The following is an 18,020-nucleotide window of genomic DNA, read 5'->3' as shown; positions in this document are numbered from 1 at the left end:
TATATCAAGAACACAGCCTCACCAGAGAGCAGCCTGCTGCAAGAAATAGAAGGCGTGGTCCAGGGACACCGCGATGGCCATGGGTTCGTGCTGCGTGACGACGGTGAGGGAGACATCTACCTGCCGCCCAACGAAATGCGCGCGGTGCTGCACAAGGACCGGGTCAAGGCCCGAATCGTGCGGCACGACCGCCGCGGCCGCGCCGAAGGCCGCGTGCTCGAAATCGTCGAGCGGCCCAACAGCCCCATCATCGGCCGGCTGCTGCACGAAAGCGGTGTCTGGCTGGTTGCCCCCGAAGACAAGCGCTACGGCCAGGACGTGCTCATTCCGAAGGGCTTGACCGGCCTTGCGAAGGCGGGGCAGGTGGTGGTGGTCGAACTGACCGAGCCACCCAGCCTCTACGGGCAGCCGGTGGGACGCGTCAAGGAAGTCCTGGGCGAGATCGACGATCCGGGCATGGAGATCGAGATCGCCGTGCGCAAGTACGGTGTGCCGCACGAATTCTCCGAGGCCTGCATCGCGCTCGCGCGCAGCCTGCCGGACAAGGTGCGGCCCCAGGACCGTCGCCAGCGCATCGACCTGACCGACGTGCCGCTGGTCACCATCGACGGCGAGGACGCGCGCGACTTCGACGACGCGGTCTACTGCGAGCCGGCGCGTGTCGGAAGGGGCAAGGGATGGCGCTTGCTGGTGGCCATCGCAGACGTGAGCCACTACGTCGAGACCGGCAGCGCCATCGACGTCGATGCGTACGAGCGGGCCACCAGCGTGTACTTCCCGCGGCGCGTGATCCCCATGCTGCCGGAGAAGCTCTCGAACGGGCTGTGCTCGCTGAACCCCGAGGTCGATCGGCTCTGCATGGTGTGTGACATGCTCATCGCCGCAACCGGCGAGATCCAGGCCTACCAGTTCTACCCCGCCGTCATGCACAGCCATGCCCGCTTCACCTACACCGAGGTCGCGGCGATCCTCTCGAACACCCGCGGACCCGAGGCGCAGCGCCGCAAGGAGCGCGTCGCCGACCTGATGCACCTGCACGATGCCTATCGTGCCCTGCTCAAGGCGCGGCAGGCGCGTGGCGCGGTGGACTTCGAGACTACCGAAACCCAGATCATCTGCGACGACAGCGGCCGCATCGAACGCATCGTGCCTCGCGTGCGCAACGATGCGCACCGCCTGATCGAAGAGGCCATGCTGGCGGCCAACGTCTGCAGCGCCGACTTCATCCAGGAGAGCAAGCACCCGGGGCTGTTCCGTGTGCACGAGGGCCCGACACCGGAGAAGAAGGACCTGCTGCGCAACTACCTCAAAGCGCTGGGCGTGGGCATGTCCATCAGCGACGAGCCGCATCCGTCGGAGTTCCAGCGCATTGCCGAAGCCACCAAGGAGCGCCCCGACTCGCAGCAGATCCACACCATGCTGCTGCGCTCGATGCAGCAGGCCATCTACACCCCCATCAACAGCGGTCACTTCGGCCTCGCCTACGAGGCCTACACCCACTTCACCAGCCCGATCCGCCGCTATCCGGACCTGCTGGTGCACCGCGTGATCAAGGCGATCCTCGGCAAGGGACGCTATGCACTGCCGGCGCTGCCCACGCCGGGCGAGGCGCACGAGAAGCTGGCAAGGCGCCTGGCCGCGCGCGTCGCAAGCCCGGGCAACAAGCCGCGCAAGGCGGCCGCGCCGCCCAGCCGCGAAGTGCAGGCCTGGGAGGCGGCGGGCCTGCATTGCAGTGCCAACGAGCGCCGGGCCGACGAAGCCAGCCGCGACGTGGAGGCCTGGCTCAAGTGCAAGTACATGCGCGAGCACCTCGGCGAGGAGTACTCCGGCGTCGTGACCGCGGCCACGAGTTTCGGCATCTTCGTCACGCTGGACGCGATGTACGTCGAGGGGCTGGTCCACATCACCGAACTCGGGGGCGAGTACTTCAAGTTCGACGAGGCCCGCCAGGAACTGCGCGGCGAGCGCACAGGCATCCGCTACGCCATCGGCTCCCGGGTGCGGGTTCAGGTGAGCCGCGTCGATCTCGACGGTCGCAAGATCGACTTCCGGCTGGTGCACGAGGGCGAAGACCTCGCGAGCCGCGCCATGAAGGACAAGGGGCTCACGTCCGGCGGGGGCGGCAAGGCCGCCGGCAAGAAGCGCTCCCGCAAGGCCGACGCGGGGCCGGGCGAGGCGACGGACTCGCCCATCCAGGCGCTGAAGTCCGCGGTGAAGAAGGCCGCGAGCAAGTCCAAGGCGCGCAAGCCGCGCCGTTGAGGCCCCACGGCGGCGGCTGCACCGGCTCTCGGTCGAGCCGGTGCAGCGCCCCAGCATCCATACGATTTCCATTCACGACACGAGGAGACACCCATGGCAGCGCACCCTGAAGGAGGCAAGATCGCGATCGTCACCGGCGGCGGCACCGGCATCGGCAAGGCGGCCGCGCTGTCGCTGCTCGAAGACGGCTGGCGCGTGGTGCTGGCCGGCCGCCGGCGCGAGGTGCTGCAGGAGACCATCGATGCTGCTGGTGCGCACGACCAGGCAATCGCGGTTCCCACGGACGTGACCGATCCGGGCTCCGTGGAAGCGCTCTTCGCCACAGCCTTGCAGACGTGGGGCCGCGTCGATCTGCTGTTCAACAATGCCGGCATCGGGGCGCCGGGCGTTCCGTTGGAGGATCTGTCGCTGGACGACTGGAAACGCGTGGTCGACACCAACCTCAACGGCATGTTCTATGGCATCCAGCAGGCGTTCCGGGTGATGAAGGCGCAGTCGCCGCAGGGCGGACGCATCATCAACAACGGCTCGATCTCGGCGCATGCGCCGCGGCCCAACTCCATCGCCTACACGGCCACCAAGCACGCGGTGGCGGGGCTGACCAAGACCGCGTCGCTCGACGGGCGCAAGTACAACATCGCGGTCGGCCAGATCGACGTCGGCAACGCGGGCACCGAACTGGCCATGCGCATGACGCAGGGGGTGCCTCAGGCCAACGGCGAGATCGCGGCCGAACCGCTGATGGACGTGCGGCTGGTGGGTGAGTCGGTGCGCTACATGGCCAGCCTGCCGCTGCAGGCCAATGTGCTGTTCCACACCGTCATGGCCACCAAGATGCCCTTCGTCGGGCGGGGCTGAAGCGCGGCGCCGCACAGCCTTTCGGACGTGCCGGTCGGCGCATCGCACCCAGGGCGCAAGCACCGGGCGGTGCCATTTTCCTCACGTCTGGAGCGGAAGGCGGACCGCGGGGGCTGCCACGCCGGACGCTCACTGCGCTCGGGATGCGCGAGCACTGCCCGAGCAGCAACGACGACAACAATGCCGCCCTCGAAGTCGAGGCGCAAGCCGTAGTGCAGGCGCCGAGGTGAGGCCCTGCGCCTGCTTGGCGCCTCAGGGGGGCGAAAACGATTCCGCGAGCCGCGTCGCCGTAAACGGCACGGCTTCCGGCCAGTCGTCGGCAACGCGGCCGTGCTCCCACACGCCGCCCGCCGCCGCGTCGAACGCACTTGCCCCGGCGGCAAGGCGCGCAGCGAGCAGTCCGGCCAGGACGTCCCCTGTGCCGGCGGTCGCCAGGCGCGCGTTGCCCGTGGGGTTGATGGCCGCCGTGTTCTCCGGGCCGGCAATCACGCTGCCCGAGCCCTTGAGCACGACGACGCAGCCGTGGGCCTGCGCGAGGACGCGTGCGGCGGCGAGCCTGTCCGACTGCACCTCGGCGGTGCTGCATGCGAGCAGGCGTGCGGCTTCCAGTGGGTGCGGCGTGATCACGGTGCGGCGCCCGCGCCCTGCGCGCGACCGCAGCAGGACCTGCAAGGCCGTGTCTGCAGCCATCGCGTTGAGCGCGTCTGCATCGAGCACGAGCGATGCGGCGGTGGACAGCACGCGCGGCAGCAGCGACCGGATCGCGTCACCACCGCCGCAGCCGCAGGCCACATGCATGCGGCTCAGGTCCAGGTCCGCGGCGCCACGGAACATCAGCTCGGGAGAGGCGGGGTCCAGTCCCGCGCCGTCGCCGTCCGGGGCGCAGACGAAGACCCGGCCAGCGCCTGCGTGCAGTGCCGCACGGGCGGCCAGCAGGGCGGCCCCGCGCATGCCCGCTGCTCCGCCGATTACCGCGACGTCGCCCCAGCTGCCCTTGTGCGACGCGTGCCTGCGCGGCACGCGCGACGGCGCTCCCGCCAGCAAGGCCGTGGGCGCGGCGATGTCCGGCGACACGCCGAGATCGTCGAACCAGATCTCGCCGGCAGCGTCACGGCCGGAGCCGGTGAAGAGGCCGGGCTTGAGGGTGAGCAGGCTGAGCGTGTGCGTCGCACGGACCGGCTGTTCGCCCGTGCCGGTGTCGGCGTCCAGGCCCGACGGCAGGTCTACCGCCAGCACCGGGCGAGCGCCGGCGCGCATGTGATCGCGCCAGCCCGCGGCGGGGCCCGACAGCGGCCGCTGCGCGCCGAGCCCGAACAGGGCGTCCACGCAGAGGTCCCACGAGGGGGGTGGGGCCTCGGCAAACGCGACACCCGCCTCGCGAGCCCGCTGCAGCGAGGCGCGCGCGTCCTGCGGCGCGCGCTGCGGCTCGCCCAGCCAGGTGACCACCGGGTGGCCACCCCACCGCTTGAGATGCATGGCCGCTTCGAGGCCATCGCCGCCGTTGTTGCCGGGCCCGCAGGCCAGCCACACGTCGCGCGCGTGAGGCGCGAGCGCCAGTGCGAGCCGCGCGACGGCCAGGCCGGCCCGCTGCATGAGGGCATGTTGCGGAAGCTGTGCCGCTGCGGCGGCCTCGACGCGACGCGAGGCTGCGGTGTCGTGCAGCGGCCAGGGCCGACCGGGAACGATGCGGTGCATGGGCGGCATTGTGCCGCCGGCGGTCAGCCGCGCAGCCGCGCGATGTCCAGCCCTTCGAGGTCCACCGCCGGTGCGCGCCCCCCCACCAGGTCGGCCACGGCCCGCGCGCTGCCGCAGGCAAGGGCCCAGCCGCTGGAGCCGTGTCCGATGTTGAGCCAGATGCCCGGAACACCGCTTGCGCCGAGCACGGGTGGCCCGTCCGGAAGCATCGGGCGCGCGCCTTTCCATTCCTGCACGGTGACGCACTTGCCCGCCAGCCGGGCGGCGGCGGGAAACCAGTCCTGCAACACCTTGTAGAGCGTGCGCAGGGTCGCTGCGTCCTTGTCGTGGGCACGGCCACCGATCCCGGCGCTGCCCGCGACCCGCACCCGCTCACCCAGCCGCGAAATCGCGACCTTGTAGCGCTCGTCCATCAAGCCGCTGCGCGGCGCGTTGAGCGGATCGCCCAGTGCGGCGGTGATGGAATAGCCCCACACCGGGATCAGCGGCACCTTCAGCCCCACCGGGTGCAGCAGGGCGGCGCTCTCGACGCCGCCGCAGACGACCACGGCATCGAAGCGCCGCGTCTGCACCTCGCCGTCGATCTGCGCGATTCGCAGCGCGTTCGGTGCTGCCGCGTCCAGCGGCAAGACGGTACGCCCGAACTCGAACACCACGCCGAGGGATTCGGCTTCCCGCCGCAGCAGCTGCGCGACCTGCCTGCAATTGGCCACGCCGTCGTCCGGCAGGTGCAGGGCGCCGGCCAGCGCACGCTGCGGATCCAGCGCCGGCTCGATCGAACGTGCGGCCTCGGGGCCGAGCTCCTCGTACCGCACGCCTGCTTCGTCCAGCAGTGGCAGGCCGGCCCGCACGGCGGCGCGCTCGCGCTCACCGCGCAGCAGGACGAGGTACCCCGGGCTGCAGTCGTAGTGCAGATCGAGCCCGACGCTGAGCTCGTGCAGGCGCGTGCGGCTGTAGAACGCCAGGCGCTGCAGGCGCGCGCGGTTGGCCCGCCAGGTCTCGGGGCGGCAGGCGCGCCGGAACGCCGCGAGCCAGGCCAGCTCGCGCAGCGACAGCGGCCAGCGCAGGTGCACGGCAGAGTGCGGTGCGAACCATTGCCGCAACACCTTGGCTGGCATGCCGGGCGCAGCCCAGGGCGTCACGTAGCCAGGTGCGATCACGCCGGCATTGGCGAAGCTGGTTTCCTCGGCAGCCGCGCCCCGGCGCTCGAACACGGTGACCGCATGTCCATCGGCGCCGAGCTCGAAGGCCGTGGTGACGCCGACGATGCCGGCGCCCACGATGGCGATGTTCATTCAGTGCCCGTGAACGGATGCGAGGAGGGTCTCGAGTTGCGAGGCGATCTCCAGGACGACGTCGTCGCGCAGCGCCCCGTGCCAGATCATGAGCCCCGCGGGCAGCTCGTCGGGCGCATGGCAGGGCAGCGAGATCGCGCAGCCGTCGAGCATGTTGACCACGCTCGGATTGCGCAGCAGCAGGGCGTTGGTGTGGAAGAAGTTCTGGTCGCGCGCCGCATCGAGGGCGGCGTCGCGGCCCTCCGCCGGAGCCAGGTCGGCGATGGCCGGGGCAACGACCGGTACGGTGGGCGTGAGCAACGCGTCGTAGCCCGCCACGGCGTGCTCGATGCGGCCGATCCAGGCGCGCCTGGCGCGCACCAGTTCGAGGTATTCCCACGCCTTCATCTCGGCGCCGCGCTCGATGCGCAGGCGTACGCGCGGGTCGTAGCGATCGCCGCGCTCGTGCAGCAAGCGCCGGTGCCATGCGTAGCTCTCCGCGGCGGCGAAGCCTCCGGCCGCCTGCAGCCCCGACAGTTCGGACAGCAGCGCCAGCGGGATCTCCTCGATCTGCGCGCCGGCTTCGCGTAGCGCGCGCAGGGCGCGTTCGAACGCGCGCGAGACGGTCGCGTCCATGCCGTCCAGCAGCCCCGTGGTGGGCAGCGCGAAGCGCAGGCTCGACAGCGGCCTCCCGCTCGGCCGCACCTGGCGCGCCGCGAGGATCTCGTGCGCCAGGATGGCGTCGCGCACCGAGCGCGTCATGGCGCAGACGGTGTCGAGCGTGGTCGACAGCGGAAGCGCGCCGTCGAGGGGGGTCAGCCGGGCCGTGTTCTTGAAGCCGACGATGCCGCACAGCGCCGCCGGGATGCGGATCGAGCCGCCGGTGTCGGAGCCCAGCCCGATGAAGGCGGCGCCAGCGGCGACCGACACGGCCGCTCCGGAGGACGAGCCGCCCGGAATGCGCGCGACGCTCGTGTCGGCCGGATTGCGGGGCGTCGGGAAGTGCGGGTTGGTGCCCACGCCCGAGAAGGCGAACTCGGTCATGTGGGTGCGGCCGATCACGACCCCGCCCGCCGCCTTGAGCCGGGCCACCGCGGCGGCGTCCGAGGTGGCCGGCGGCGCATCGTGCAGCACGCGCGAGCCCGCCGGGGTGGGCTGGCCCTGCAGGTCGAACAGATCCTTCACCGACACCGGCAGTCCCGCCAGCGGCAGCGCCGCGAGGTTCGGCTCGCGCACAGCCGCGCGGGCCTGCTCACCCAGAAGCCGCACGAAAGCGTCGCGGCAAGGGGCTTGGCCTGCCACCTCGAGCGCGTGCTCGAGGTGCTCCGCAGCGCTTGCGTGGCCGGCGCGGAGGGCAGTGAGCGTATGGGTGAGGTCGGTTTTCATCGGGCGGTGCGGTGGAGGGCCTGTGATAAACTCTTTGGGCTTTGCTGGTGCCGGGCGCATGGCGCGTCAGGCAGCAAGGCACCACCCGCGAATCCGTCCCACCAAGGTGTCGGCGTCCTCCTCGAGAGGGCCGATTTCGGGGCGGATTTTAGACCCAACCTTCAGGAAGACAGACATGCCCGCAACGATGCGCGAGATGCTGGAAGCCGGTGTCCACTTCGGCCACCAAACCCGCTTCTGGAACCCCAAGATGGCCCCTTTCATCTTCGGCCATCGCAACAAGATCCACATCATCAACCTGGAAAAATCGCTCCCGATGTTCCAGGACGCGATGAAGTTCGTGAAGCAGCTCACGGCCAATCGTGGCACCGTGCTCATGGTGGGCACCAAGCGCCAGGCCCGCGACATCGTTGCCGGCGAAGCCCGCCGCGCCGGCGTGCCGTACGTCGATCAGCGGTGGCTGGGCGGCATGCTGACCAACTTCAAGACCGTGAAGACCTCCATCAAGCGCCTGAAGGACATGAAGGCGCAGCAGGAAGCCGGTCTGGAGTCGCTGTCGAAGAAAGAGCAGCTGATGTTCCAGCGCGAGATCGAGAAGCTCGAAAAGGACATCGGCGGCATTCAGGACATGAACAGCCTGCCCGACGCCATCTTCGTGATCGATGTGGGCTTCCACAAGATCGCCGTGGCCGAAGCCAAGAAGCTGGGCATTCCGCTGGTGGGCGTGGTCGATTCGAACCACTCGCCCGAGGGCATCGACTACGTGATCCCCGGTAACGACGACTCCGCCAAGGCCGTCACGCTGTACGCCCGCGGCATCGCCGATGCCGTTCTCGAGGGCCGCTCCAGTGCCGTCAACGACGTTGTCAAGGCGGTCTCCGACGGCGGCGGCGACGAGTTCGTCGAAGTGGAAGAAGGCGCCGGCGCCTGACCCCGCCACGCGCCTGGAGGCGCGGCATACGAAGGGGCTCGTGAGCCCCTTTTTTTCCATCGAATCTGAACTGAACGCTACGAGGAACTAGACATGGCAGCAATCACCGCAAGCATGGTCGCCGAACTGCGCGCCAAGACCGACGCCCCCATGATGGAGTGCAAGAAGGCGCTCACCGAAGCCGAAGGCAACATGGACAAGGCCGAGGAGATCCTGCGCGTCAAGCTCGGCAACAAGGCCGGCAAGGCGGCCGCGCGGGTCACTGCCGAAGGCGTGGTGACTGCCGCCATCGACGGCACGACCGGCGCCCTGCTCGAGACCAACTGCGAAACCGATTTCGTCACCAAGAATGACAGCTTCCTCGCCCTGGCGCGCGCCGCGGCCGAGCTGATCGCCAGGCACAAGCCGGCCGACGTGGCCGCGCTGGGTGCGCTGCCCTACAGCCAGGACGGCTTTGGCCCTACGCTCGAAGACGTGCGCAAGGGCCTCATCGGCAAGATCGGCGAGAACATGAGCTTCCGTCGGTTCAAGCGTTTCGAGGGCTCCAGCAAGCTGGCCTCCTACCTGCACGGAACCCGCATCGGGGTGGTGGTCGAGTACGAAGGCGACGAAACCGCTGCCAAGGACGTCGCGATGCACGTTGCCGCCATGAAGCCGGTCGCACTGACCAGCGCTGATGTGCCGGCCGAGCTGATCGAGAAGGAACGCTCGGTGGCCACCGCCAAGGCGCAGGAGTCGGGCAAGCCGGCGGACATCGCCGCCAAGATGATCGAGGGCTCGGTGCAGAAGTACCTCAAGGAGGTGTCCCTGTTCAACCAGCCCTTCGTCAAGAACGACAAGCAGACCGTGGAGCAGATGCTCAAGGCGTCCAACACTTCGGTGAAGGCGTTCACGCTGTACGTGGTGGGAGAGGGCATCGAGAAGAAAGCCGACGATTTCGCTGCCGAAGTCGCGGCGCAGGTCGCTGCTGCCAAGGGCGCTGCCGCCTGATCGGATGCGCTAGCGGGCATGCCGCTGCAGCCGGGCCGCGAGGCGCAGCGGCCGCGGCACCTCGCGGGCCGCAGGCGCCGGCGGCGGCAGCCGCAGAAGTGCCAGAATGCGGCACCCGTCCGCCGGAAGATCACATTCCAGCCCATTAGAACGAAGGACCCACTCCATGCCCGACACCCCGCCCGCCCACCGGCGCATCTTGCTGAAGCTCTCCGGCGAAGCGCTGATGGGCGACGATGCTTTCGGCATCAACCGGGCGACCATCGTGCGGATGTGCGAGGAAGTGGCCGAGGTGGTGAACATGGGCGTGCAGGTTGCGGTGGTCATCGGCGGCGGCAACATCTTCCGCGGCGTGGCGGGCGGCTCGGTCGGCATGGACCGTGCGACAGCCGACTACATGGGCATGCTGGCTACCGTCATGAACGCCCTCGCGCTGGCCGACGCGATGAACAAGCAGGGGCTGGTGGCGCGCGTGATGTCGGCCATCGCCATCGAGCAGGTGGTCGAGCCCTATGTGCGCCCGAAGGCCTTGCAGTACCTGGAAGAAGGCAAGGTCGTCGTGTTCGCGGCGGGCACGGGCAACCCGTTCTTCACCACCGATACCGCCGCAGCGCTGCGGGGCGCCGAGATCGGGGCCGAGCTGGTGCTCAAGGCCACCAAGGTCGATGGCGTCTACTCGGCAGATCCCAAGAAGGATCCGCACGCCACGCGCTACACGAAGATCAGCTTCGACGACGCGATGGCGCAGAACCTCGGCATCATGGACGCGACCGCGTTTGCCCTGTGCCGCGACCAGAAGCTGCCGATCAAGGTTTTTTCGATCTTCAAGCACGGCGCGCTCAAGCGCGTCGTTCAGGGCGCCGACGAGGGCACCCTGGTCTACGCCTGAACGGCAGGACACGAAGGACTTCATCATGGCCACCATTGCAGAGATCAAGAAGACAACCGAATCCAAGATGGACCAGTCCATCGCGGCGTTCAAGAACAACCTGACCAAGATCCGCACCGGCCGCGCCAACCCGGCGCTGCTCGACACCGTGCAGGTCGATTACTACGGCTCGCTGCTGCCGATCAGCCAGGTGGCGAACGTTTCGCTGCTCGATGCCCGCACGATCAGCGTGCAGCCCTGGGAGAAGGGCATGGGCGCCAAGATCGAGAAAGCCATTCGCGAGAGCGACCTGGGGCTGAATCCAGCGTCCATGGGCGATCTCATCCGCGTGCCCATGCCCCCGATGAGCGAGGAGCGGCGCAAGGAGATGACCAAGCTCGTGCGGCAGGAAGGCGAGAGCGCGAAGGTTGCCATCCGGAACCTGCGCCGCGACGCCAACGAGCACGTGAAACGCCTGGTGAAGGACAAACTGGCCTCCGAAGACGACCAGAAGCGCGCTGAAGCCGATATCCAGAAGGTGACGGACCGCCATATCGCCGAGATCGACAGCATGGTTGCCACCAAGGAGCAGGAAATCCTGGCGGTCTGACCATGCCGCGCACCCTCCTTCGCCTCCTGCGCCGCGCCGATGCTCGCGGCTTCGCTCCTGCGCGCCCGGCAGCGCGCGCTGCCCTCCTGCGGGGCCCGCGACCTTGAGCACATCCATTCCCCACCACATCGCCGTCGTCATGGATGGCAATGGCCGCTGGGCCACTCGGCGCTTCCTGCCGCGCGTGGCCGGGCACAAGGTCGGAGTCGATGCGCTGCGCGCCTGCGTGCGCCACTGCGGCGACATCGGCGTCAAGGTGCTTACCGTGTTCGCCTTTTCCTCCGAGAACTGGAGCCGGCCGCCCGAGGAAGTGTCGGGGCTGATGGAGCTGCTGGCTCTGGCGCTCTCGCGCGAGGTACCGCAGCTCAAGGCCGAAGGCGTGCGCATCCATTTCGTCGGCGACCGCTCCAGCCTGCCCGTCAAGGTGCGCAAGGGGCTGGCCCAGGCCGAGGCGGACACGGCAGGCAACCAGCGGCTGGTCTTCAACATCTGCTTCAACTACGGCGGCCGCTGGGATATCGCGCAGGCTGCCGCCCGCCTGGCCGCCGAGGGCCGCGCCATCACCGAGGAGAGCCTCGCCGGCGCCATGTCCCTGGCCCACGTGCCCGACCCCGACCTGGTGATCCGCACCGGCGGCGAACACCGCCTGAGCAATTTCCTGCTGTGGCAGTCGGCTTACTCCGAGTTCTACTTCAGCGACAAGCTCTGGCCCGAGTTCGACACCCGCGCGCTCGACGCCGCGATCGAGGACTACAGCCGGCGCGAGCGGCGCTTCGGCAAGACCTCGGAGCAGCTCGATCCCAAAGCGGCCCGCAAGGCGGCTTGAGCCGACGGGCAGACATGCTCAGGCAGCGCGTTCTTACCGCCATTGCCCTGCTGGCCATCCTGCTGCCGGCCCTGTTCTGGCCGGCGCCGGGTCCGTTCCTCCTGGTCGTGCTGGTGCTGCTGGCCGCAGGTGCCTGGGAATTCGCGCGCCTGAACGGTTTCGGGCAGGCCGTCGCCGTTGCCGCGGCCGCCGTGTGCGTCCTGATCTGCCTTGCCGCCTGGTCGGTGGGCCTGACCACGCGCCCCCTGGTCGAGCTGTGGCTGCTCGCCGCGGCCGCGTGGGTGCTCGGCGGCGCGCTGCTGCTGCGCCGCGGGGTGGCAGGCTGGCCTGGACTGCCGCCACTGTTGCGGCTGGTTGGTGGCGTTTTCGCGCTGTGCCTTGCCTGGCTGGCGGCGGCGCAGGCGCGCGAGATCGGCGTGAACTTCCTGCTGTCGGTCCTGGTGCTGGTCTGGGTGGCCGACATCGGTGCCTACGCGGCTGGGCGCACCTTCGGCCAGAAGCTCGTGCGCGCCAAGCTGGCCCCGGCCATCAGCCCGGGCAAGAGCTGGGAGGGGGTCTGGGGTGGCATGGCCGGCGTGCTGGTCCTGGCCGTCGGCTGGACCCTCGCCGACCAGTTCACGCAAGCGGAGATCCCCAGCCTCTACTCGGTACTGGCCGGGCGGTCATGGTGGCTGCTGCTGGTCGGCGCGGCATTCCTGGCGGGCATGAGCGTGGCGGGCGACCTCATCGAATCGCTGGTCAAGCGCAGCGCAGGTGCGAAGGATTCCAGCCGCTTGCTGCCGGGCCACGGTGGGGTGCTCGACCGCGTCGATGCCTTGCTGCCGACCCTGCCGCTCGCGATGATGCTGGCGTCGTTCTGATCGTCTGCGGATGAAGCAACAACTCGTCACCGTGCTGGGCTCGACCGGCTCCATCGGCACCAGCACCCTGGACGTCGTTGCCCGGCATCCCGAGCGCTTTGCCGTGTTCGCGCTGAGCGCGGCGCGCCAGATCGATCTGATGGTCTCGCAGTGCGCCCGCTTTCGGCCGCGTTACGCCGTCATGGCCGACGCAGGGGCGGCGGCTGCGCTGGCCCAGCGTCTCGCTGCCGAGCACCTGCCCACCCGCGTGCTCACCGGAGCCGATGCGCTGGAGCGCATCGTGGTCCACGAGGAAGTCGATGCCGTGATGGCGGCGATCGTCGGCGCCGCCGGACTGGCGCCCTGCCTGGCCGCCGCGCGAGCCGGCAAGCGGCTCCTGCTGGCCAACAAGGAGGCGCTGGTGGTCGGCGGCGAGCTGTTCCTCGACGCCGTGCGGCAGGGAGGCGCCACGCTGCTGCCCATCGACAGCGAACACTCGGCCATTTTCCAGTCGCTGCCGGAGGACCGCAGCACCTGGGACGGCCGCGTCGACAAGATCATCCTCACCGCGTCGGGCGGACCATTTCGCACCTGGGAGCCGGAGCGCCTGCGCGAGGTCACGCCGGAGCAGGCCTGCGCCCATCCCAACTGGGTCATGGGCCGGAAAATCTCGGTCGATTCCGCGACCATGATGAACAAGGCTCTCGAAGTGATCGAGGCGCGATACCTGTTCGGCCTGGGTCCCGAGCGGCTGGACGTCGTCATCCATCCGCAGAGCGTGATCCATTCCATGGTGCAGTACCGCGACACCTCGGTGGTCGCGCAGCTCGGAACGCCCGATATGCGAGTCCCCATCGCCTACGGGCTCTCGTGGCCGGAGCGCATCAGCTCGGGTGCCTCGGCGCTCGATTTCACCCGTCTCGCAGACATGGCCTTCGAGTCGCTCGACAGCCGCGGGCACCGCGAGCGCTTTCCCGGCCTGCAATTGGCCTGGGACACCTTGCGCGCGCCGGCAGGCACCACGGCCGTGCTCAATGCGGCCAACGAAGTCGCCGTCGCGGCCTTCCTGGAGCGCCGCATCCGCTTCGACCAGATCCATGCCGTGAACCTCGCAACTTTGGAGGCGGTCGCGGCCTCCAAACCCCAGGAGCTGCCGCAGCTCCTGGCCCTCGATGGACAGGCGCGCCGGCAGGCCGAGCGCACCATCGACCGATTCACCTGACCCCCACCCCTGACCGGAGCGAGCCGCCATGCTGACCCTTGTCGCCTTCCTCGTAGCCCTCGGACTGTTGATCGCGGTGCACGAATACGGCCACTACCGCGTGGCAGTGGCTTGCGGTGTGAAGGTGCTGCGCTTCTCGGTGGGCTTCGGCAAACCGCTGGTGCGCTGGAAGCCGCGCCGCCAGCATCCGGGGCAGGACACCGAGTTCGTGATCGGCGCGCTTCCGCTGGGCGGCTTCGTGCGCATGCTCGACGAGCGCGAGGGGCCGGTCGCGCCCGAGGAACGGCACCGCGCCTTCAACACCCAGCCGCTGCGTTCGCGCGCGGCCATCGTGGCCGCCGGGCCGCTGGCCAACCTGCTGCTCGCCGTGCTGCTCTATGCGGTGGTGAGCTGGTGGGGCGTGCAGGAGCCGCGCGCCGTGCTGGCCAGCCCCGTCGCAGGGTCGGTGGCGGAGCGCGCGGGAGTGCGCGGTGGCGAGACCGTACAGGCCGCCGCCTTCGGAGAGGCCGAGTTCGAACCGGTCGAGTCCTTCGAGTCGCTGCGGTGGATGCTCACGCGGGGCGCGCTCGACGGGCGCGACCTGCGCCTGCAGCTCCAGAGTCCGCGCGGCGACTCGCGCGAGCTGCTGCTGCCGCTGTCCGAGATGGAGACCCGCGAGGCGGACGCGAGCCTGTTCCGCAAGATCGGCATCGTCGGTCCCTGGACCCGCCCGGTGCTGGGCGAGCTGGTGCCCGGCGGTGCGGCCGAGCGGGCGGGCCTGCGCGCCGGCGACCTCGTTGTGTCGGCGGGCGGCGAAGCCATCGTCGATGGCCAGCAACTGCGCGAGTGGATCCGCGGCCAGGTGCGCGGCGGCGAGACGGTGGAGGCCATCTGGCGCGTCGAGCGGGAAGGCCGGATGCTCGCGATCCCCGTGCGTCCGCAGCTGGCGCAGGATGGCGACGCCGCCGTCGCCCGCGTCGGTGCCTACGTGGGCGCGTTACCCGACATGCTCACGGTGCGGCGCGGCCCGATCGAGGGGCTGTGGAGCGGCGCCGTGCGCACCTGGGAGGTCTCGATCCTCACGGTGAAGATGCTGGGGCGCATGGTGATCGGCGAGGCATCGCTCAAGAACCTCAGTGGCCCCCTCACGATCGCCGACTACGCCGGCAGATCGGCGAGCCTCGGACTTTCTCAATACCTGGTGTTCCTGGCCCTTATCAGCGTGAGCCTGGGGGTGCTGAACCTGCTGCCGCTGCCCGTCTTGGACGGGGGGCACCTGATGTATTATCTTTGGGAGGCCGTGACGGGCAAGGGTGTGTCGGACGCCTGGATGGAGCGCTTGCAGCGCGGGGGTGTGGCGGTCCTGCTGGTCATGATGTCGATCGCGTTCTTCAACGATGTGACGCGCCTGTTCGGATAACAAACATTCCCGGCCCCCGCCGCGACACGCTGCCAGGCGGTCGCGGTCCCAACGAATCCATGAAGAAATCTTTGAAGCGCTTGCACGCGCGTACCCTGGTGAGCGTCGTGGCGCTGGCCCTTGCGGCCCACGTGTGGGCGGTCGAACCGTTCACCGTGCGAGACATCCGCATCGAGGGGCTGCAGCGGGTCGAGCCCGGTACGGTCTTTGCCTCGCTGCCGTTCCGGGTCGGCGAGCAGTACACCGACGAAAAAGGCACCGCGGCGATCCGGGCCCTGTTCGGGCTGGGCCTGTTCAACGACGTCCGCCTGGAGGTCGCGGGCAACGTGCTGGTGGTGGTCGTGGAGGAGCGGCCCACCGTGGCGGGGGTCGATTTCGCCGGCACCCGCGAGTTCGACCGCGACACGCTGGTCAAGGCCCTGCGCGAGATCGGCCTGGCCGAGGGCCGGCCCTACGACCAGGCTCTGGCCGACCGGGCGGCGCAGGAACTCAAGCGGCAGTACATCAGCCGCAGCCTGTATGGCGCCGAGGTGGTGACCACCGTCACGCCCATCGAGCGCAACCGCGTGAACCTCACCTTCACCGTCACCGAAGGCGAGCCCGCGCGCATCCGCGACATCCGCATCGTGGGCAACCAGGCCTTCAGCGACGCCACCCTGCGCGATCTGCTGGAGGTCGATACCGGCGGCTTCCTGAGCTGGTACACCAAGTCCGACCGCTACTCGCGCGTGAAGCTCAACGCCTCCCTGGAGGCGCTGCGCTCGTACTACCTGCAGCGCGGCTTCCTCGAGTTCCGCATCGACAGCACGCAGGTTGCCATCGCGCCCGACAAGCAGGACATCAGCATCACGATCAACATCACCGAAGGCGATCGCTTCGTGGTGAGCGGCGTGCGGCTGGACGGCAACTACCTCGGCCAGGAAGACGAGTTCAAGTCGCTCGTGACCATCCGCCCCGGCGAGCCGTACAACGCCGACCAGGTCGCCGAGACGATCAAGGCGATGACCGACTATTTCGGCAATTTCGGATACGCCTTCGCCCAGGTTGAAGCGCGTCCCGAGATCGACCGCGCCAGCAACCGCGTGCAGCTCGTGCTGGCAGCCGAACCTTCGCGCCGTGCGTACGTGCGGCGCATCAACATCTCGGGCAACGTGCGCACGCGCGACGAGGTGATCCGGCGCGAGTTCCGCCAGCTCGAGTCGAGCTGGTACGACAGCGACCGCATCCGCCGCTCGCGCGACCGCATCGACCGCCTGGGATTTTTCCGCGACATCAACATCGAGACCGTCGAGGTGCCGGGCGCGCCCGACCAGGTCGATCTGAACGTGGCGGTGGTCGAGAAACCCACCGGCAGCCTGCAGTTGACCGCCGGCTTCTCGAGTGCCGAGAAGCTGGGCCTGGGCTTCACCATCCGCCAGGAGAACGCCTTCGGCTCGGGCAACTACCTGAGCCTGGACCTGAACACCAGCAAGTACAACCGCACGGTGGCGTTCACCACCATCGATCCCTACTTCACGGCCGACGGCGTCTCGCGCGCCCTCGAGGCGTACTACCGCCGCTCGCGCCCCTACGAGGACCAGGGGGGCAACTACTCGCTCGCCACCATGGGCGGCGCCCTGCGCTTCGGGGTGCCCTTCACCGAAGTGGACACCGTGTACTTCGGCGTCGGCGTCGAGAGCACCGAGATCGACCCGGGCACCAACATTCCGGCGGCATATCTCGATTACGCCAGCCGTTTCGGCTATCGCAGCACGGCGGTGCCGCTGACGCTGTCCTGGTCCCGCGACGACCGCGACAGCGCGCTGGTGCCTACCCGCGGACGGCTGCAGCGGCTGACCGGCGAACTCGGAGCGCTGGCAGACACCCGCTACTGGCGCACCAGCTACCAGATCCAGCAATACCTGCCGATCGCGCGCGACTACACGCTGGCGTTCAACGGCGAAGTGGGGTGGGGCGACGGGCTGGGCGATCGGCCGTTCCCTGTCTTCAAGAACTTCTATGCCGGCGGCCTCGGCTCGGTGCGCGGTTTCCAGCAGGGCACGCTGGGCCCGCGCGACGTCACCGGCGCCTCCATCGGCGGCGCGAAGAAGCTGGTCCTCAACGGCGAACTGCTCACGCCATTTCCCGGGGCGGGAAGCGACCGCACCTTGCGCCTCTACGGCTTCGCCGACGTCGGCAACGTCTTCGGCGACCGCGACCGCGTCGAGCTCTCCAGCTTGCGCGCCTCGGTGGGCATCGGCCTCGCCTGGATCTCACCGCTGGGCCCGCTGCGCCTGGCTTATGCCCAGCCGGTGCGCACCGAGCCTGGCGATAGAATCCAGAAACTCCAATTCCAGATCGGGACGTCCTTCTAATGCCAAACCTGACCCGTCAGTGGGCTGCCTGCCTGCTGGGCCTGGCCGTGCTGTCCGGCCCCGTGCTCGCACAGGAATTCCGCGTCGGCTTCGTCAACACGGATCGCATCTTCCGCGAGGCCAACACCGCCAAGACGGCGCAAAGCAAGCTCGAGCAGGAGTTCTCGCGCCGCGAAAAGGAACTCAATGAACTGGGGGCAGGGCTCAAGGCCGCGTCCGAGCGCTTCGAGCGCGAGGCCCCCACGCTGGCCGAGAGCCAGCGCATGGCGCGCCAGAAGCAGCTTGTCGATCAGGACCGCGAATTCCAACGCAAGCGTCGCGAGTTCCAGGAAGACCTCAATGCCCGCAAGAGCGAAGAGCTGCAGCAGGTGCTCGATCGCGCCAACCGGGTGGTCAAGCAGGTCGCCGAGCAGGAGAAGTACGACCTGATCATCCAGGAAGCGGTCTACATCAACCCCAAGCACGACATCACCGAGAAGGTGATCAAGGCGCTCAACGCGAGCAAGTGA

15 protein-coding genes are annotated in these 18,020 nt (G+C 69.0%); 12 read left to right on the top strand and 3 right to left on the bottom strand.

The features are described 5' to 3' along the window. Window positions 1-33 precede the first annotated feature (33 nt). Together rnr and WG922_RS06490 are read left to right on the top strand one after the other, a co-directional pair. Complete coding sequence (gene rnr / locus WG922_RS06495; protein WP_340281820.1) at window positions 34-2,259, top strand: ribonuclease R; 2,226 nt, start codon at window positions 34-36, stop codon at window positions 2,257-2,259. Window positions 2,260-2,352: 93 nt separating this feature from the next. Continuing rightward, entirely contained in the window at window positions 2,353-3,117 is a 765-nt protein-coding gene (locus WG922_RS06490; RefSeq protein WP_340281488.1) for an SDR family oxidoreductase, read from the top strand. A gap of 252 nt (window positions 3,118-3,369) precedes the next feature. On the opposite strand, the gene WG922_RS06485 is transcribed toward WG922_RS06490, so the two are convergent. The 3 genes from WG922_RS06485 to WG922_RS06475 are packed head-to-tail and all read right to left on the bottom strand — an operon-like array spanning window position 3,370 to window position 7,472. Then, a complete protein-coding gene (locus tag WG922_RS06485; RefSeq protein ID WP_340281487.1) occupies window positions 3,370-4,812 on the bottom strand; it encodes an NAD(P)H-hydrate dehydratase in 1,443 nt (480 codons plus the stop codon). Between the two features lie 23 nt (window positions 4,813-4,835). Next, the gene (locus WG922_RS06480) at window positions 4,836-6,107 is read right to left on the bottom strand and encodes a D-amino acid dehydrogenase (protein WP_340281486.1); all 1,272 of its coding nucleotides are present in this window, start codon (window positions 6,105-6,107) and stop codon (window positions 4,836-4,838) included. Further along, window positions 6,108-7,472: an amidase gene (locus WG922_RS06475; RefSeq protein WP_340281484.1), complete on the bottom strand. Its 1,365-nt coding sequence runs from the start codon at window positions 7,470-7,472 to the stop codon at window positions 6,108-6,110. It lies immediately after the preceding gene. Window positions 7,473-7,647: 175 nt separating this feature from the next. Here WG922_RS06475 and rpsB point away from each other — a divergent pair, with 175 nt between their 5' ends. From rpsB to WG922_RS06425, 10 genes are all read left to right on the top strand, one after another. Continuing rightward, window positions 7,648-8,403 carry a 30S ribosomal protein S2 gene (gene rpsB, locus WG922_RS06470; RefSeq protein ID WP_340281481.1) on the top strand — a complete coding sequence of 252 codons (756 nt, stop codon included), beginning with the start codon at window positions 7,648-7,650 and terminating at the stop codon, window positions 8,401-8,403. Window positions 8,404-8,496: 93 nt separating this feature from the next. Next, entirely contained in the window at window positions 8,497-9,393 is an 897-nt protein-coding gene (gene tsf / locus WG922_RS06465) for a translation elongation factor Ts (RefSeq protein ID WP_340281479.1), read from the top strand. A 166-nt stretch (window positions 9,394-9,559) separates the two neighbouring features. Continuing rightward, entirely contained in the window at window positions 9,560-10,282 is a 723-nt protein-coding gene (pyrH, locus tag WG922_RS06460) for a UMP kinase (protein ID WP_340281477.1), read from the top strand. A gap of 25 nt (window positions 10,283-10,307) precedes the next feature. Continuing rightward, complete coding sequence (gene frr, locus WG922_RS06455; RefSeq protein WP_340281476.1) at window positions 10,308-10,871, top strand: ribosome recycling factor; 564 nt, start codon at window positions 10,308-10,310, stop codon at window positions 10,869-10,871. 103 nt (window positions 10,872-10,974) lie between these two features. After that, entirely contained in the window at window positions 10,975-11,697 is a 723-nt protein-coding gene (gene uppS, locus WG922_RS06450; RefSeq protein WP_340281474.1) for a polyprenyl diphosphate synthase, read from the top strand. 14 nt (window positions 11,698-11,711) lie between these two features. Further along, window positions 11,712-12,557, top strand: a complete 846-nt coding sequence (locus WG922_RS06445) for a phosphatidate cytidylyltransferase (protein ID WP_340281472.1) — start codon at window positions 11,712-11,714, stop codon at window positions 12,555-12,557. A 10-nt stretch (window positions 12,558-12,567) separates the two neighbouring features. Next, on the top strand, window positions 12,568-13,758 hold the full coding sequence (ispC, locus tag WG922_RS06440; protein ID WP_340281470.1) for a 1-deoxy-D-xylulose-5-phosphate reductoisomerase: 1,191 nt from the start codon (window positions 12,568-12,570) through the stop codon (window positions 13,756-13,758). Between the two features lie 28 nt (window positions 13,759-13,786). Continuing rightward, complete coding sequence (gene rseP / locus WG922_RS06435) at window positions 13,787-15,157, top strand: RIP metalloprotease RseP (RefSeq protein WP_340281467.1); 1,371 nt, start codon at window positions 13,787-13,789, stop codon at window positions 15,155-15,157. Between the two features lie 59 nt (window positions 15,158-15,216). After that, entirely contained in the window at window positions 15,217-17,511 is a 2,295-nt protein-coding gene (gene bamA / locus WG922_RS06430; RefSeq protein ID WP_340281465.1) for an outer membrane protein assembly factor BamA, read from the top strand. After that, a complete protein-coding gene (locus tag WG922_RS06425; RefSeq protein ID WP_340281464.1) occupies window positions 17,511-18,020 on the top strand; it encodes an OmpH family outer membrane protein in 510 nt (169 codons plus the stop codon). The genes bamA and WG922_RS06425 overlap by 1 nt, the downstream gene beginning before the upstream one ends.

The sequence above is a fragment of the Ramlibacter sp. AN1015 genome (assembly GCF_037726105.1).
In the GTDB taxonomy this organism is placed as follows: domain Bacteria; phylum Pseudomonadota; class Gammaproteobacteria; order Burkholderiales; family Burkholderiaceae_C; genus Ramlibacter.
The sequence above is the reverse complement of the archived record's forward strand: the minus strand, read 5'-3'. Positions and strand labels throughout refer to the sequence as shown.

Coding starts and splice junctions, on each gene's coding strand:
- WG922_RS06490 (WP_340281488.1), top strand. CDS start 2,353: ATGGCAGCGCACCCTGAAGGAGGCAAGATCGCGATCGTCACCGGCGGC.
- WG922_RS06485 (WP_340281487.1), bottom strand. CDS start 4,812: ATGCACCGCATCGTTCCCGGTCGGCCCTGGCCGCTGCACGACACCGCA.
- WG922_RS06480 (WP_340281486.1), bottom strand. CDS start 6,107: ATGAACATCGCCATCGTGGGCGCCGGCATCGTCGGCGTCACCACGGCC.
- WG922_RS06475 (WP_340281484.1), bottom strand. CDS start 7,472: ATGAAAACCGACCTCACCCATACGCTCACTGCCCTCCGCGCCGGCCAC.
- rpsB (WP_340281481.1), top strand. CDS start 7,648: ATGCCCGCAACGATGCGCGAGATGCTGGAAGCCGGTGTCCACTTCGGC.
- tsf (WP_340281479.1), top strand. CDS start 8,497: ATGGCAGCAATCACCGCAAGCATGGTCGCCGAACTGCGCGCCAAGACC.
- pyrH (WP_340281477.1), top strand. CDS start 9,560: ATGCCCGACACCCCGCCCGCCCACCGGCGCATCTTGCTGAAGCTCTCC.
- frr (WP_340281476.1), top strand. CDS start 10,308: ATGGCCACCATTGCAGAGATCAAGAAGACAACCGAATCCAAGATGGAC.
- WG922_RS06445 (WP_340281472.1), top strand. CDS start 11,712: ATGCTCAGGCAGCGCGTTCTTACCGCCATTGCCCTGCTGGCCATCCTG.
- ispC (WP_340281470.1), top strand. CDS start 12,568: ATGAAGCAACAACTCGTCACCGTGCTGGGCTCGACCGGCTCCATCGGC.
- rseP (WP_340281467.1), top strand. CDS start 13,787: ATGCTGACCCTTGTCGCCTTCCTCGTAGCCCTCGGACTGTTGATCGCG.
- bamA (WP_340281465.1), top strand. CDS start 15,217: ATGAAGAAATCTTTGAAGCGCTTGCACGCGCGTACCCTGGTGAGCGTC.
- WG922_RS06425 (WP_340281464.1), top strand. CDS start 17,511: ATGCCAAACCTGACCCGTCAGTGGGCTGCCTGCCTGCTGGGCCTGGCC.